Raw genomic sequence first — 15305 nt, 5'->3', positions numbered from 1 at the left:
TCCGAGGCCTCTCTCGTCGACATGCCGTCGTCGATCCCGAGCAGGAACAGCTCGACGGTCTCCCTGGAGTGCATGCGGACCTCCGTTCCGACGCCCGACGGGCGTCCAACTTTTTGTCCGCGGTCCCTTACTATCTCAATGCCGACAATGATGAAAAGATTCGCCTTCAAGAGAATCTTCGCATCTTTGTTAAGGTCATCGACAACTCCAAGATTTCAAACGACAAGCGGCTGCTCGATGAGATTATCGTCGCCTCCAACAACCAAAACCCGATGAATGAGCGCAATTTGAAGTCGAATTCGGTAGAACAGCGCAGCATTCAAATCTCGTTCTATCAGCAGCCGTTAAAGCCGGCCCTTCGATATTTCTACATCAGAAAGGACGGGGAGTTTGACTCCTTCCTCAATAGCACCCAGAAAGAGCCCAAAAAACGCTATTTCGAGATTAATGGGAGCAAGCGCAGAGGAGCAAACCGATACCGTCACCTCGACAACGAGGAATTGGCAAAAATCTGGTGGTCATGGATTGGAAACGCTCATTCCGTTAACTCCGGTTCTGTCAAGCTCTTTTCTGACTCAACTTATCCACATATCTTCATGGAGCGACCGAGCGATACATACTGGGATCAGCTTTCGAGTACCAATTTCACTTACAGGGCAAGCCAATTAGAAGAACTCGCTCCAACTCAATATCAGTATTTAACTGCATACGGAGTAAGCAAATACATTGAAGCGCTCGTCAAAAAAGAAAGCGCCACTTCGATTAGGAAAAGAAGGATCGATGCGCTTGTTGCTGACAGGATTATTTCTGCAAACGCAAACGAACAGGAGATTTCTGATGCCCTTCGCGAAGATGCCGATTATCTAAATGCAAGTTGGCTGAGACAAATGACGTACACTCTTACTGAAGTCGCGTCTTTCGTTTTTTTGAGAAAATACGACTCATTGAACTCGGAGGTCTGCAAGCGAGTACTCGATTTTGAGGATATGTCATACTGGCTCGAGCACGGCACGGATCAAAAGCTGCTGGACGCGGAGGAAATGCGTGGCGGAATCCTTGAGCGAAGCTTCGAGTTTGTTCGCCAATCGACGGAAAGCTATTTTGCAAACAATCGCTCTGCAATCCTCGTTGAGAATAGGCCCAAGCTATTCTTGGGTCGGCGAGAGGTTATTTCTGAGCTCAAGAGAACTTGCTTAAAATTCGACCAATCTTGGAAAAAATATCCCTCCGAATCTGGATTGAAAGAACCCGGGAAGACATTCCTTGAATCTCTTCCCGAGTTGAAATAGCACCTTCAATACGTCCGGTTGGGATGCCTACATTTCAGCCTTCAATCGCATCCCAACCGGACGCGCCCTCTACCCCAACCTCCGGGCGATCACCTCACCGATACGGTGCGGGATGCCGACGATGAGCGCATTGCCCATGCAGAAGGCGCGGTGGCCGTCGGTCATGCCGATATCCGTCCAGCCTTTCGGGAAGCCCTGTAGCTGGTCCAACTCGTCGGGCACCAAGCGGCGGTAGCGACCATCGGATGTCTGGATGATATGCTTGGTCCGTGAGGCCGACCCCCCCCCCTCGTTTGTAAGAATGGTGCGGGCCGGCGCATCAAGCGCATCCGGGAATGCCATCGCTCCCTCAGAGTACCGATACTCGAAGCCGGTCTTCTTGTTCACACGCGGCTCGCTTTTGCGACCCTTGAGGTAACGCCAGGCCTCGAGCTTGTCGTCCTCAACGTAATACGACTCGGGAACCTCCTCGTCGGGCACGAGCACGTCGCCCAAAACCGTTCGCTCGCCAGAATATGCGGCCGCCACCTTGGCGGTCGCGACATGCCCGCCCTGCATAACGCCGGCGAGTTCGAACGGCGATACTTTGAGCCCTGCACCGAAGTGCTCGGAGTTCTCATATGGGTCGGCGAGCAGCTCAAACTCCTTGACAGCTCCGACAAACTCCATCGGGAACGCCTCTGCCATCACGCCGTTGCTCAGGCGCTCCTCAAGGTCCCACGCCTCATTCGTCTGCTCGGCGTAGATATACACACGGCGGCGCTTCTGCGGGAACCCGTAATCCGCACCGTTCACAACGCGCCACTCCACGGCATAGCCGAGCGTCGACAAACAGGAAAGAATGATAGCGAAGTCACGTCCGCGCTGCGACGCGGGGCTTTTGAGCAGACGATCGACGTTCTCCAGGAGCACATAGCGCGGACGTCCCTTGAGCTGCAAGAATCGATAGATCTCCCATCATAGGACGCCCTTCTTGCCTTCGATGCCGCTCGCGTGAGACAACGGGCGCGCCACGGAGTAATCTTGGCACGGAAATCCTCCAACCACCATATCAACGTCGGGAATGTCGATGCGTCCAGCCTCATACTCGTCGAGTACACGGGCAATGTCATCGTTCACCACGGAACCCTTGCCGAACCGCGCCTCGTAGCACCGCGCGGCAAACTGGCGACGCGGTGAGCCTTGCGGCTCCCATTGATTCGCCCATACCGTCACGAACGGCCCAGCGGCGGGCAACGCAAACTCGGGATGCTCCGGATTGTCGTAGCCCTCCAGCCCCAACCGGAATCCGCCGACTCCCGCGAACAGCTCTGCAATACGAATTACCTGCCCCGCCACATTGCTCCGATCGATTCTCTCGCGCACCGCCTGCGCGGTCGCCTCCGTTAATTCCCGCTCTACTCTATCGATCTCTTCGCCGATATAGCGAGCATTGATCCAAAAACACTTTTTCGTTTCCTGCGTTCCATACGGCGTGGGAAGCGTATCGGCCTTGTTACGCCCATGCGGGCGCACATGACAGCAACGATTCTCCCTCGATGTAACCGATTGCTCGGCATGCCCCGCGTTGATTCGCCGCTGCATTTCCTCGTAGCACCGCTTGGCCTCAAGCAAGTCTCGATCCGGCATTTGCCAGAACAGCACTTGAGCAAGCCGGAACACGCCCCGCTCCTCCGTTTCCTCTCGATAGATAACAAAGAGGTACTTTTGGCGCAGGTAGCCGTAGAAATCACTCTCTTCAAACGGCTGCTCGGCAACATCGAAATAGCTGAACGTTGGGAACGAGACCGACCCCCTGGGCACGCCATTTCGCTGCAGGCGTATCGTTTTCATCTTGATGCCGGCTTTCTCGAACTCCGCGATCTTGTAGCGCACATCGATGCCCAATAACTGCTTCGTGATGAGCGCGCAAAGGCTTTTCGGCTTGCGTCTGCCCGCGACGTCATAGCCACATGCCTCAGCAAGCTCGTCCTCGGTCATGCCGATATACGGCTCGAAACGCTTCTGAATCAATACGAGCAAGTCAGTTTCTCGCTCAGCCTGATTTCGGCGAATACTCTGCATATCAAGCAGGCCATTAAGGGTTACCGTCATGTATGAGGGCTTGATCGCCCATGACCGCGGCTTCGCCGGAATTGCCGAATATGGCTGCTTGGTGCGGTCTCTTCCCGTAGCGCCCTTTGTCGCCGCCTCTAGATACAGCGTATCCGAGCCAGATAACTCATGTGCCCTTCCGCGGCGAACCTTTTCCACCACCGTATCCCAGTCATGCTTGAATACCGGAACATCCGACGCGGGAATACCCCACAAATCAACGACCTTAATTAGGTAATCGACGGGATTCGTTTCCGGATCGTATTCATACGCCACGAGAAGTATCTTATGGAGCTTCTTCTGCAACGAGCTTGTTTCCCACGTCTCGTCAACCACGGTCATATAGTTGATCTTGCTGATAACGAGACGTTCCTTCGCCGAAAACTCGCCATTTTTCTTTTTGCGAAGCGGTGTGGACTTGAGCTCTGTTTCTGCTTCCCCGAAATCCGCGTCAGGACTGTTGTTGATATCGTAGTGAAAGAAATACTTCTCGAGCGCATTGCCGAAGCTGCCGCGACGCTTCCTGGGATTGGCGACCTCGTCAATCTCGCATGCATCACGCAACGTCGTACCCTCAAGCTGGCGTGCGTACCGCAAGATTGATTCAACTGATGAAGCATCGTAGGTAGTCTGCTCAACATGCATAGTTTGCTCCAAGATCAAACATATGTTCGATCCGATGATTGTATCGATCGCTCATATGGTCTCTGTGGATCAAGCCCGTGCTCCAGCAGACAAGGCCAAGCGGCAGGGCTGCCCAAACAAGCCAGTCTCCCATCGCTCCACCGAATCACGTGTCGCCACACGTCGAACTCGAACGAACTCGCAGTATCAAATCCCCCCTCCGGGGTACGCCGTCTTTGCAGGCAATCTTCCGGGCCACGAAAGGCGATATAGAAACTCGCCGCGCAGCATCAGCGAATCGCCCGGGAACATGAAAGGAGCAGTTATGCTGCTTCAAGGCAAAACCGCCGTTGTCACAGGGGGATCAAGAGGCATCGGCCTGGCCATCGTGAAGCGATTCCTGGAAGAAGGAGCAAATGTCGCGCTTTGCGGAAGTCGGCCCGAAACCGCTCAGAAAGGGGTTGAGGCCATTCTCGCCAAGATTCCCAACGCGCCCGTGATGGGCATTTCCCCTGACATCACCAACGAATCCGAACTTGAGGCAGCGTTTCGAGAGGTTGCCGGGCACTTTGGCAGTCTCGACATCATAGTGAACAACGCTGGCATCTCACAATCCACGCCTCTCGGAGACTACACGCCAGAAGAATTCGATCGCGTCATCGATACCAATGTGAAAGGCGTACTCAATGGATGCCAAGCCGCGGCCCGCACACTCGGTGAAGGTGGCGTAATCCTAAATACCAGCTCAATGGTGAGCAAGAATGGGCAGCCCTCGGGCGTAGGTTACCCCATGAGCAAGTTTGCAGTGAACGGAATTACCGTTTCCCTCGCCCGCGAGCTTGGGCCGCTCGGCATACGAGTAAACGCCGTAGCTCCTGGAGTGACTGCCACCGACATGGTTGCGGCGCTACCTGAAGAGATGATTAAGCCCATCGCAGACGCCATCCCCATGAGGCGCGTAGGACAGCCCGAGGACGTGGCGAACGCCTTCGTCTTCCTTGCAAGTGACCTCGCTTCATATATTACCGGCGCGGTCTTGCCTGTTGATGGCGGCATGACGGTCTAGGGGGATCGTTTTTTCACAGCGGGCGGTGCGGAGGCACAGAGCGTCTGCACCGCCCACGCAACGGATCTTCAAGCCACCGCTCACAAAAGGACACGTGGGCTACTCCTAAGCGAGCCACCTTATATAAATGCATTGACGAAAACAACGATTACGATCGCCAGCGCGAGCAGCACGCCAAATACAAGCCCACACCCAAGCACAACATTGCCGCATCCACATCCTGAAGCACCTGAACTGCGAACCGCGCCCCTACGACTGGAGAAGCTGTCCCCATTCGAGGTTGCGGAGGCAGTCGGCACGCTGGACCTATCGCCCCGCAACCGTCCCTGCGCATGCTTTTGCCATGCATCGGCAGCAGTGCCCTCCCATTGCTCGATTCTGCCATCGTTATCGAAGTCCGGAATCATTCCCCAACCCCTACCCGTACTGTAATACAGCTCGTTCATCATAGAGCGTATCAACTTGTACCGAACTGAAGAAGGCTGTTAGTCACCTGCGAGCGTGTGAGACGCCAACACGCGATAGCCAACACGCGCGACGCATCCGAGTTCTCCGCATCAAACTTACTGTGGAGGTCATGCGTACTTTTGAGAATCAATCTCAATATGAAGCAATCCAAGCAACATTTTGTCATAATCGAGATGTACCGCGCACCGTCCCACAGAGGGGAAACTTGGGTCGGCGTGCATCACCTGCAAAAGAAGGAGTACACCATGAAGTTTGTTTGCCCCGTTTGCGGTTACGTTGAGGAGTTCGACGGCGAGGAGCTGCCCGCTGATTTCAAGTGCCCGCAGTGCGGCGTCTCTGGCGACCGTTTCATCAAGCAGTCCGAGACCGAGATGACCTGGGCCGCCGAGCACATCGTGGGCGTTGGCAAGCTCCCCGAGGTCTCCGAGGACATCGTGAACGACCTTCGCGCTAACTTCGAGGGCGAGTGCTCCGAGGTGGGCATGTACCTGGCCATGGCCCGCGTCGCCCACCGCGAGGGCTATCCGGAGATCGGCCTGTACTGGGAGAAGGCCGCGTACGAGGAGGCCGAGCACGCCGCCAAGTTCGCTGAGCTCCTGGGCGAGGTCGTGACCGACTCCACCAAGAAGAACCTCGAGATGCGCGTTGAGGCCGAGAACGGCGCCACCGCCGGCAAGTTCGACCTGGCCAAGCGCGCCAAGGCCGCCGGCCTGGACGCCATCCACGACACCGTGCACGAGATGGCTCGCGACGAGGCCCGTCACGGCAAGGCCTTCGCCGGCCTGCTGAAGCGCTACTTCGGCTAAGCCTCGCAGATAGCGATTCACGCTTTCCCAAGCGACCGTCTCTTTGAGGCGGTCGCTTTTTTCATAAGAAAAGGGGCCGTTGCACCCAGCAGCCCCTTTCTCATCTATATGCTGCGTAGCCTGCAGAGCTTACCCGCGGTAACCACCGCGTCCGCCGAAGCCACCACGACCGCCGCGGTCGTCACGGCCACCAAAGCCGCCACGTCCGCCACCGAAGCTGCCACGGCCACCGCGATCTCCGCCGCGCCCGCCGAAGCCACCGCGTCCACCACGGTCGTCACGGCCACCGAAGCCGCCGCGGCCCCCACGGTCGCCGCCGAAGCCACCGCGTCCGCCGCGGTCGCCGCCGCGTCCGCCGAAGCCGCCGCGCGAACCACCGCGGTCGCCACCAAAGCCGCCACGGCCACCGCGGTCGTCACGGCCACCAAAGCCGCCACGGCCACCGCGGTCGCCGCCGCGCGAACCACCGCGCTCGTCGCGACCACCATGCGTGCGATCGTTCTCGCAACCCATCTCCACGAGCGGATTGATTACCTCGTCAAGCAGGGAAAGCAGCTCACGCGCACTCTCGGCGGAAAGCTGCGGAACGAGCTTCTTGCGCTTGTTGCCGCGCGCCTCGGCCATCGCCACGGCATCCTCGCCTGCGAAGACCACGATATGGCGCATGTCGCCATCCTCGGGCTCGATGCGGCCCACGATATCCTGCTTTTCCGCCTCAATCAGCAGCTCATTGAGGGCGCGAAGGCGCATGCCAAGAAGGTCGGCCATCTCCTTCTCTTCCATCTTGGGCTTGAGCTCGAGCAGGTGCAGCGCACGAACCAGGTCCTTGGTGCGCTCAGCCTCCGCCTCGGCCTCCTCGGCCAGCGCGGACTTGCGGTTACGCAGCAGGCGAGCAGCGCGGTTCACCTTATCAAACAGCAGATCGTCGAGGTCCTCGTTTGCAGGCTCCGCCGGCTTCTCCTCCGCAGGCTTCTCAACCTGGGGCTCCTCGGCAGCCTCGGCTACGACCTCTTCAGACTCCTCAGCCGCTTCATTTGCCTCGATGCTCTCCGCGGCCTCGATGGCATCAGCCTCAAGCTCCTCCGCCTCAACGGCAGCGGCGGCCTCGGCCTCTTCGACAATTTCGTTCTCTACCATGTTCTCGTTTTCGCTGTACTCAGACATGCGTTCCTCCTACGCCCTTCCGGGCTCTCTTGGGCGCCATTGCATCTCACCCATCACTCAAAGCAGCCTTTCGGCTGGGCAGCGTCGTTGCTGCGCACCCAAGTGTAGAGGTCGCTACGGTCATATTCGCAGGAAAATCTTCGTGTACACGAAAGCCGGACAATCGAAAAGGACAGACAACGGAAAGACGATCTTCCGCGCCTAGACATCAGCTCGCAAAGATGGGCCGCACTTAAGCCGCCCTCTAAGTAAAAACCTGGCGAGCCCTAGCAAGTTCGAAAAGAAGCGCAGACCTCTAGAACGGAGCAATCGCAAGCATCGCTACGAATACGATGCCAAAGCCCACGATTCCAGCCAGATAGATAGCCTGGCACATGCGGTACGTGCGGTCGCGGCCAAAGCGCGCAATCACCGCACTGGCACCCTCCTCGCGCATTGCGGCAACGAGCTCCGCGCTTTCGAGCATAGACCCCTGCTCCGCCTCGGCACGCGCAGCGCCCTCGCGGCCATAGAGCGCGAGGATGATCCCCGCCAGCTCAAAAGCGCCTCCCGCACGATAGGCATGCGACATGCGCGCGAGGTGCGACCAGCATGTGCATACCGGGTATAGCGAGATCGCGCACGCAAAGAACAGGTCGGAAAGGGGCTCTGTCGCCACCGCGATCACATGGTGCCGCTCACCCGCCGCAACAAGAAGCAGGCCGAACACCGTAAAGAAGAACGCGGTGCCCAGATAGCGTAGGAGCTGGCCCTTGAGCCCGGTAAACTCGCTGTCGCGCTTCCCGATTACAGCCTGCAGCGTCTCCATGGTGCCTCACCTTTCCTACCGATCGTGCATCGGTCGCAATGCCCGCCGCACGCCCTGCATGCCTACACCCTACCCCGCTCTACGCGCAAAACGGTTAAAGGCATGTCAGGGATTGGTAAAGTTGGCACCGTTCATCTGGCATCATTGGCCGCCCACCGCCCCGGCCCCCGTGGAACAGGTAGCAGCCGGCGCGATCCATAGCCCTGACGGACCAGGCCAAGATGTTCGTTCCACTTTTGGGAATATCTTTTTCAGGATATGCCCGTACGAACTCGAAGGAGCGTTCGAATCCTGCGGATTTCCTAGCAGCGGGCAGCGCTTTCCAACGGCTCCGAAAAGATATTCCCAAAAGTGGAACGAACAATCGATTCACGCAGCCAGAATCGACCGCGAGACGATGAGCAAGGGCTATCCGAAGCGATCTCCCACAGTTTTCTAGAAGAGCATCCTAGGCCAGAGGGCCGCCCTCAGCTCTGCAAGCTCATCCCTCGATACGAGATGCCGCAGGAATCTAAGATCCGCTTGGAAATCTGGTTGCTCTCAGTGCCGTCGTATTTGTCGCTCAGGTACACGACCTCGCCGATGCCCACCTGCGCGAGGATCTTCGCGCACTCATGGCACGGGAACAACGTGACGTAGATGGTCGCGTGGTTGAGGTCTTTGAGCGACCCGCGGTAGTTGAGCACGGCGTTTGCCTCGGCATGCACCACATAGCTGTGCTTGTCCAGCAACGGATCGTCGCTCACGCCCCACGGGAAGTCGTCGTCGTTCAACGCGGACGGAGTTCCGTTGTACCCCACCGAAAGGATACGGTGGTTCGTGTCGGCGATGCACGCCCCGACCTGCGTGTTAGGATCCTTGCTCCGCAGCTGCGCAGCCACCGCCACGCGCATGAAGAACTCGTCCCAAGTAATGACATCGTTGCGCTTGTCAGGCATGGTCACTCCTCATAACACATACGACACAATGACTGGCTCGGTCCGAAGCGCCCCGGGAGCATGCCCTTCGGCCAAGCCGAAGAGCCCGATCTCGCCCAGCTGCGAAGCCAAGACCGCCGAGCCTCCCGGCAGGCGCACGGGCACCGACCAAGCTTGCGCGAACGGGCACCGGCCCCGGCTAACGCGCACGGGCACCGGCCCAGACTTGCGCGCACGGGCACCGGCCTCCCTCACGGCAAGCACGGACAGGCGCCGGACCTCCGTCCTATTGTGCCCCATTCTCGTCTAGTGCTGGCGGTAATGCTCGAAGAAGTCGGCAAGGTCCGCCATCGCCTCGCGCAGCACCTCCATACGCGGCAGGTACACGATGCGGAAATGGTCGGGCTTGTCCCAATTAAAGCCGCCGCCGCGCGTGATAAGGATGCGCTTCTGATGCAGCAGGTCGAGCGCGAACTGCTCGTCGTCGGTAATATTGAACTTCTTGACATCCATCTTGGGGAAGATGTAAAACGCAGCCTTGGGCTTCACCGCGGTGATGCCATCGATGGCGTTCAACGCCTCGTACACGTAGTTGCGCTGCTCGTACACGCGGCCGCCCGGCACGATGTAGCTCGTCACGCTCTGGTGGCCTCCGAGCGCCGTCTGCACGATGGACTGCGCGGGCACGTTTGAGCACAGACGCATGTTGGACAGCATGTTGATGCCATAGATGAAGTCGCGCATGCAGCGCTTGTCGCCCGAGAGCACCATCCATCCAATGCGATAGCCTGCGATCATATGGCTTTTCGACAAACCGGAGAAGGTCACGCACGGAAGGTCGGGCGCAAGCGATGCGACGGAAATGTGCTCGTAGCCATCCATGCAAAGACGGTCGTAAATCTCGTCGGAGAGAATCATAAGCTGGTGGCGGCGGGCGATCTCGACAATCTGCTCCAAAATCTCGCGCGGGTAGACGGCGCCCGTGGGGTTGTTGGGATTGATGATGACGATGGCTTTGGTACGCTCGGTAACCTTCGCCTCCATATCTGCAATGTCGGGGCACCACTCGGCCTGCTCGTCGCACACATAATGCACCGGCACGCCACCGGCGAGCGTGGCGCACGCGGTCCAAAGCGGATAGTCGGGGCTGGGAATGAGGATCTCGTCACCGTTGTCGAGCAGCGCATTCATGGTGAGCTGGATGAGCTCGGAGACGCCATTGCCGGTATAGATGTCCTCCATGCCCACGTTGGGCAGGTTCTTGATCTGCGCGTACTGCATGATGGCCTTGCGCGCAGAGAAGAGCCCGCGCGAATCCGAGTAGCCCTCGCAGTCGGGCAGCTGCTGGCGCATGTCGGTTACGACCTCGTCCGGCGTGCGGAAACCAAAGGGGGCCGGATTGCCGATGTTGAGCTTCAAGATACGCAGGCCTTCCGACTCCATTCGGGCGGCCTCGTCGGCCACGGGGCCGCGAACATCGTAGAGAACGTTATCGAGCTTGGTAGACTTTTTGAACTCACGCATGGATGCGCTCCTTTTCGGGTTGGATGTGAAGGAGTTGCTGGCGGCCGCAGGCCGCGCGGAAGCTCGCGTCACATCATCCGCAGGCGCGGGGGCCTCGTTAACGTCGCCCATCTTTGCCGGACCCGAAGCGGATTCCTGCCAAGCCCCGCGCGTTACCGAATTGGCATCGTTCGCCGAATGGCCTTCGTCAACCATGGGGCCCATGCCATCTGCCAGCCACACTTCGCGCACGCCGAGAACCTGCGCAAGCAGCGCCATGACATTGCGACGCGGCACGGTCTTCCCACTTACATATTGGCTGACCTGGCTTTTTCCGAGCCTGCCGCCGTACTTGGAAGCAGCATGAATTACATCTGTCTGCTTCATTCCGGTGCGGGCCATCGCCTCGATCAACCGTGTGGAAAACGCCTCTTGGCGTGCCATCTGCCCTCCTTTAGTTCAATTTATATTGAACTCTTTTGGTAAGTATGCCACAACATTAGGTATAGAGTTCAATTTATATTGAACTTGTTGCCTAGGGCACGCAGACTCCATGCTTTTTTGAACAATTCCCGGCCTGAGACGCATCAACCCGCAGCCGAAGCAATGCCGCCAGATTTAAAACGAGTCTTTTCGCCGAGCGATCCATAATACAGTGCGCAAAACTGGATAACTTTGTCGATTTTCGGCGCTGGCAAAGGCGGGCGGACATGCAATTTGGGCCAAAAAGCCGCTACGGAGACCCTTCGCGGGAGTTTTCACGGCAATTAATCTCGATAACGCCCCGTGCACAGAGCATCAATCGCCAGAAATCGACATTTTTAGCCAATTCTTCTTCAGAATCAAACGGAAACAGTGCAAGGCTACCGCGATACAGTAAAGTCATCGCAATCAAACGCTACCGATCGCCAAAGCTGGCTCCCAGCGGCAAGTGCATGCGACGCTGCAACGGGCAGCGCCCCAATAGCGGCGGGCACGCCCTGCGGCGCATCGGATACGCTCTCACATAACGGCCTACACGGCCTGCGGCGCATCGGACGCGATCTCTCATAACGGTGGTACGTGCGGCAGCGCAACGACCAAGCTCGTACGCAACAGCGAGCACGCCCGTAGTACAACGGTCGAGCGCCGCCATGGCGGAACCTGCCCAGCAGGACGATCCGCTACCCCAAATCTATGTGATATAGCTCTTTATACGAAGCGCCCTCTTGGCTCAACTCGCTCTTAAAAAGCGCTACCCGATAGGCACGCTCCGGGCCCGGAAACACTAACTCCGGCAAGTCACCTTGAGGCAGCCGGGCGCGACGTGCCAGCGTAATATGCGGTCGAAACGCCTTGCGGTCGTAGGCGATGCCCCGCTCTTCGAGTCCCGAGCGAACTGCCTCGGCTAAAGCGCGAAGCTCCTCGGTTAGCGCAATGCCCAGCCAGAGCGTCGCGTCATGCGGGCGACCGAAGGTGCCCAAACCATCCGCGGAAAGCCGCACCGCCCCGCAGCGCTCGCATACCTCGTCAAGCACGTCAACAGCACGAGCCGCTTCCGGCTCACCGATATCTCCCAAAAGCGCCAAGGTCAGATGGTAGGTCTCTGGCCTCATGAACCGCCCGGCAACAGCAGGCCGGAGCTGCCGGGCCAATGCGGACACTTCGCCCGCAAACGGCTCCGGCAGCTCCAATGCAACAAACGCCCTCAAAGGTGAATTACCCCTTGCACTCTAAACCCGCACGGGCCAATTCCAGCGGCAGAAGCGCTGTTCGCGACCGCCCCGGTGGCAGGCGCACCGCCCGCTGCAATCCCGGCAGCGGATACGTTACTCAAATCAACCCGACAGCAAGCGAACTACTCGCGGCCGTCCCAACAGTAGGTGCAAACCTGCGCGGGGTCGATGCCGATGGCCTCGAGCATGCCGGGCAGACTCTGGTAGCCCAGGGAATCGAAGCCGAGCTGCTCGCAGATGCGCTTAAGCATGCACTTGCCGCGCTCGGTCGAGCTGTCGGCGTATTCGTCGAGGTGCTCATCGCCCTCCGGCCCCTCAAGCTCGCGCACCACGCGGCGGGCAATAAGATCCTGGTCGCTCTTGCCGCGCGAGAAGCTCAGATATTTGCAGCTAAACATGATCGGCGGGCACGCGGAGCGCATGTGCACCTCTGCGGCACCGGCCTCGTACAGGAAGTCGACGGTCTTTCCCAGCTGTGTTCCGCGCACGATGGAATCGTCAACGAGCAGCAAGCGCTTGTCGCGGATAAGCTCCGGTACGGGGATCTGCTTCATCTCGGCGATGCGGTCGCGCACCTCCTGGTTGGTCGGCATGAACGAGCGCGACCACGTGGGCGTGTACTTGATGAACGGCCGCGCGAAGGTGGCGCCGCACTCGTTAGCGTAACCGATGGCATGCGGCAAACCGGAATCCGGCACGCCCGCCACATAGTCAACCTCGGGCAGCGTTCCCGCCATAGCCTCGTCGCGCGCCATGATGTGGCCGTTTCGATAGCGCATGACCTCGACGTTCATGCCCTCGTAGTTCGAATTGGGGTATCCGTAATACACCCACAGGAACGCACAGATCTTCATCTGGTCGCCCGGCGCCACGAGGCTCTCGTAGCCATCGCTCGTCACGCGCATGATCTCGCCGGGACCGAGCTCGCACTCGTCCTCGTACCCGAGCTTGTGGTAGACGAAGGACTCGAACGAGATGCAGTAACCCTGACCCTCGATATCGCGGCCGATCAGCACCGGCAAGCGGCCCATGCGGTCGCGTGCAGCGTACACGACGCCATCCTCCGTCATGACGAGCAGCGTGAGCGACCCCTGAATGGCCTTCTGCGCAAAAACGATGCCCTCGACCAGGTCGTCTTTCTGGTTGATGAGCGCCGCGACGAGCTCGGTGTGATTGACTGCACCGGAGCTCATGGCCATGAACTGCGCGCCACCCTGCTCGAAATACCGCTCGATGAGCTCGTCGGCATTGGTGATGGCACCGACCGTCGTGATGGCAAAGGTGCCGTGGCGGCCGCGAACGAGCAAGGGTTGGGGGTCGGTATCGGAAATGCAGCCGATGCCGCTCGTGCCGTGGAAGCGCTCTAGGTCCTTATCGAAGCGAGAGCGGAACGGCGTATTCTCGATGGAGTGAATCTCCTTCTGGAAGCCGCCCGTGCCCTCGCAAAAGACCATGCCCGCACGGCGCGTGCCCAGGTGAGAGTGGTAGTCCACGCCGAAAAAGACGTCCAGCACCACATCGCGCTTCGAAACCGCGCCAAAGAATCCGCCCATCGCTCCCCCTCATATATGGCTGATGATGCTGCCATTATACGTGAGCCATTCCTTTGCAGCGCGAAGGATATGAATAGCGCGGAAAGACGCATGGCGAATACGCGCGCTTCCCGGCAACCGGGAGCAAGCCACGCTGCTCGCCTCCCATCGGCTCTCCACCGCGTGCCCTTTGCGCACTTTCCGCCGAGCCCCGCCCCTTTCCATCGCGCCCCCGCTCCTTCCGCCGCGCGCGACGCTCGCCCGGTGGGCCCCCGCTCCTTCCGCCGCGCCCCACGCCGGAAGACAGCGCGAGGCCCCTGTCGATGCGAACTTCGCCCCGCGCCCACATGCTCTAGCGTTGAAAAAAAAAAGCAGGTGTATAATCGCGCGCGAATCGCGGCACAATGCCGTTATTCCATAGTGGAGGAGGCCAACATGGACGAGTCTCTGATCGGAATCATCGTTGCAGCGGGGTGCGGGCTGCTTTGCGCTGGGCTCGGCGCGTATATGGTCGTAACAGGCAACCCCTCACTTCTGCATAGCTATCATTATGCGACCACCCCGCTCGCGGACCGCCCGGCGCTTGCGCGCGAATCGGGCACCGGACTCATCGTGACCGGCGTGGGCTGCGCACTCATGGGGCTTTCGGATCCCTTTGGAGTCTGGGCAGGCGTAGCGGGCATCGTGCTGCTCGTCGCAGGTATCGCAATCAACCTTATTTCCATCATCAGGCATAACGGCTCGCTCTTCTCGTTCCCTTCAAGCGAGGAAAAGGCGCATGGAGGGCGTGGGCTTCACATCGGCCTCAATACCGGAGGCGGCGTCGTCCTAGGCGCAATCATCGGCCTCGTTTGCATCGTGCCCGGCGTCTACATGATCGCGACCGGCGACGTGAGCCTGCTTCACAGCTACCACTACGAGCATATCGCCGCTGCGGACCTGCCCGCGTTCTCGTTCATCGAAGGCCTCTCGATGATTGGCCTCGGCATCGGCCTTGCCATCTGCTTTGCCGCGGGCGGGCGCATGACGATGCGCCCCATCCCGCTCTGGGCAAAGGTGCTCATGGCTGTAGGCGGAATCATCTGGGGTGCGAGCCTCATCACCCTGATCGTCGCGATCCCCACCTTCGGAGGCTCGCTGTCATAGGATCCGCCCGAGAGGCGGGCCACAGGCCGAACGCCCGACGCTCCGCCTCGCGCGGCATCGACATTCTTCGTCCTCTGCGCCAGCATCGCACCCGTAGCGAGACAGTTGTGCCGGGTTAAACTGTCTCAAAATACCCTAGTTAGTCACTTTTAACAGGCACACAAGTCAAAAGG

Annotated in this window: 10 protein-coding genes and 1 pseudogene; 4 read left to right on the top strand and 7 right to left on the bottom strand. The window is 59.0% G+C overall.

The genetic code is table 11. The features are described 5' to 3' along the window. Positions 1 to 1289: AIPR family protein (locus tag GJE22_RS09605; protein ID WP_144688869.1), on the top strand; the 1289-nt coding region annotated here is incomplete at its 5' end. 69 nt (positions 1290 to 1358) lie between these two features. Here the strand turns inward: GJE22_RS09605 and GJE22_RS09985 are convergent. Then, positions 1359 to 4028 (bottom strand): annotated as a pseudogene (locus GJE22_RS09985) (Sau3AI family type II restriction endonuclease). A gap of 304 nt (positions 4029 to 4332) precedes the next feature. Between GJE22_RS09985 and GJE22_RS09585 the strand changes: the two are divergent. Both GJE22_RS09585 and GJE22_RS09580 read left to right on the top strand, forming a co-directional pair. Beyond that, positions 4333 to 5073: an SDR family NAD(P)-dependent oxidoreductase gene (locus GJE22_RS09585; protein WP_144688868.1), complete on the top strand. Its 741-nt coding sequence runs from the start codon at positions 4333 to 4335 to the stop codon at positions 5071 to 5073. 713 nt (positions 5074 to 5786) lie between these two features. Continuing rightward, on the top strand, positions 5787 to 6347 hold the full coding sequence (locus tag GJE22_RS09580) for a ferritin family protein (RefSeq protein WP_019129086.1): 561 nt from the start codon (positions 5787 to 5789) through the stop codon (positions 6345 to 6347). 129 nt (positions 6348 to 6476) lie between these two features. On the opposite strand, the gene GJE22_RS09575 is transcribed toward GJE22_RS09580, so the two are convergent. The 6 genes from GJE22_RS09575 to GJE22_RS09550 form a co-directional block, all read right to left on the bottom strand. Continuing rightward, complete coding sequence (locus GJE22_RS09575; protein ID WP_144688867.1) at positions 6477 to 7511, bottom strand: hypothetical protein; 1035 nt, start codon at positions 7509 to 7511, stop codon at positions 6477 to 6479. Positions 7512 to 7806: 295 nt separating this feature from the next. After that, a complete protein-coding gene (locus tag GJE22_RS09570) occupies positions 7807 to 8319 on the bottom strand; it encodes a hypothetical protein (protein ID WP_087185779.1) in 513 nt (170 codons plus the stop codon). A gap of 467 nt (positions 8320 to 8786) precedes the next feature. Beyond that, positions 8787 to 9257, bottom strand: coding sequence for a deoxycytidylate deaminase (locus GJE22_RS09565; protein WP_144688866.1), 471 nt, complete (start codon positions 9255 to 9257; stop codon positions 8787 to 8789). Positions 9258 to 9542: 285 nt separating this feature from the next. Next, a complete protein-coding gene (locus GJE22_RS09560) occupies positions 9543 to 11183 on the bottom strand; it encodes an aminotransferase class I/II-fold pyridoxal phosphate-dependent enzyme (RefSeq protein ID WP_144688865.1) in 1641 nt (546 codons plus the stop codon). Between the two features lie 719 nt (positions 11184 to 11902). Then, the gene (gene thpR, locus GJE22_RS09555; protein WP_144688864.1) at positions 11903 to 12430 is read right to left on the bottom strand and encodes an RNA 2',3'-cyclic phosphodiesterase; all 528 of its coding nucleotides are present in this window, start codon (positions 12428 to 12430) and stop codon (positions 11903 to 11905) included. A 146-nt stretch (positions 12431 to 12576) separates the two neighbouring features. Beyond that, positions 12577 to 14007: an amidophosphoribosyltransferase gene (locus GJE22_RS09550; RefSeq protein WP_019129079.1), complete on the bottom strand. Its 1431-nt coding sequence runs from the start codon at positions 14005 to 14007 to the stop codon at positions 12577 to 12579. A 414-nt stretch (positions 14008 to 14421) separates the two neighbouring features. Between GJE22_RS09550 and GJE22_RS09545 the strand changes: the two genes are divergently transcribed. Then, positions 14422 to 15132, top strand: coding sequence for a hypothetical protein (locus GJE22_RS09545; protein WP_144688863.1), 711 nt, complete (start codon positions 14422 to 14424; stop codon positions 15130 to 15132). Positions 15133 to 15305: the final 173 nt, after the last annotated feature.

This window comes from Enorma shizhengliae, assembly GCF_009676995.1.
GTDB lineage: Bacteria > Actinomycetota > Coriobacteriia > Coriobacteriales > Coriobacteriaceae > Enorma > Enorma massiliensis.
Note: the sequence above shows the minus strand (reverse complement) of the source record. Positions and strands in the feature narration are given on the sequence as shown.

Bases quoted from the DNA above. Each gene is read 5' to 3' on its own strand.
- GJE22_RS09585 (WP_144688868.1), top strand. From the start codon at position 4,333: ATGCTGCTTCAAGGCAAAACCGCCGTTGTCACAGGGGGATCAAGAGGC.
- GJE22_RS09580 (WP_019129086.1), top strand. From the start codon at position 5,787: ATGAAGTTTGTTTGCCCCGTTTGCGGTTACGTTGAGGAGTTCGACGGC.
- GJE22_RS09575 (WP_144688867.1), bottom strand. From the start codon at position 7,511: ATGTCTGAGTACAGCGAAAACGAGAACATGGTAGAGAACGAAATTGTC.
- GJE22_RS09570 (WP_087185779.1), bottom strand. From the start codon at position 8,319: ATGGAGACGCTGCAGGCTGTAATCGGGAAGCGCGACAGCGAGTTTACC.
- GJE22_RS09565 (WP_144688866.1), bottom strand. From the start codon at position 9,257: ATGCCTGACAAGCGCAACGATGTCATTACTTGGGACGAGTTCTTCATG.
- GJE22_RS09560 (WP_144688865.1), bottom strand. From the start codon at position 11,183: ATGGCACGCCAAGAGGCGTTTTCCACACGGTTGATCGAGGCGATGGCC.
- GJE22_RS09550 (WP_019129079.1), bottom strand. From the start codon at position 14,007: ATGGGCGGATTCTTTGGCGCGGTTTCGAAGCGCGATGTGGTGCTGGAC.
- GJE22_RS09545 (WP_144688863.1), top strand. From the start codon at position 14,422: ATGGACGAGTCTCTGATCGGAATCATCGTTGCAGCGGGGTGCGGGCTG.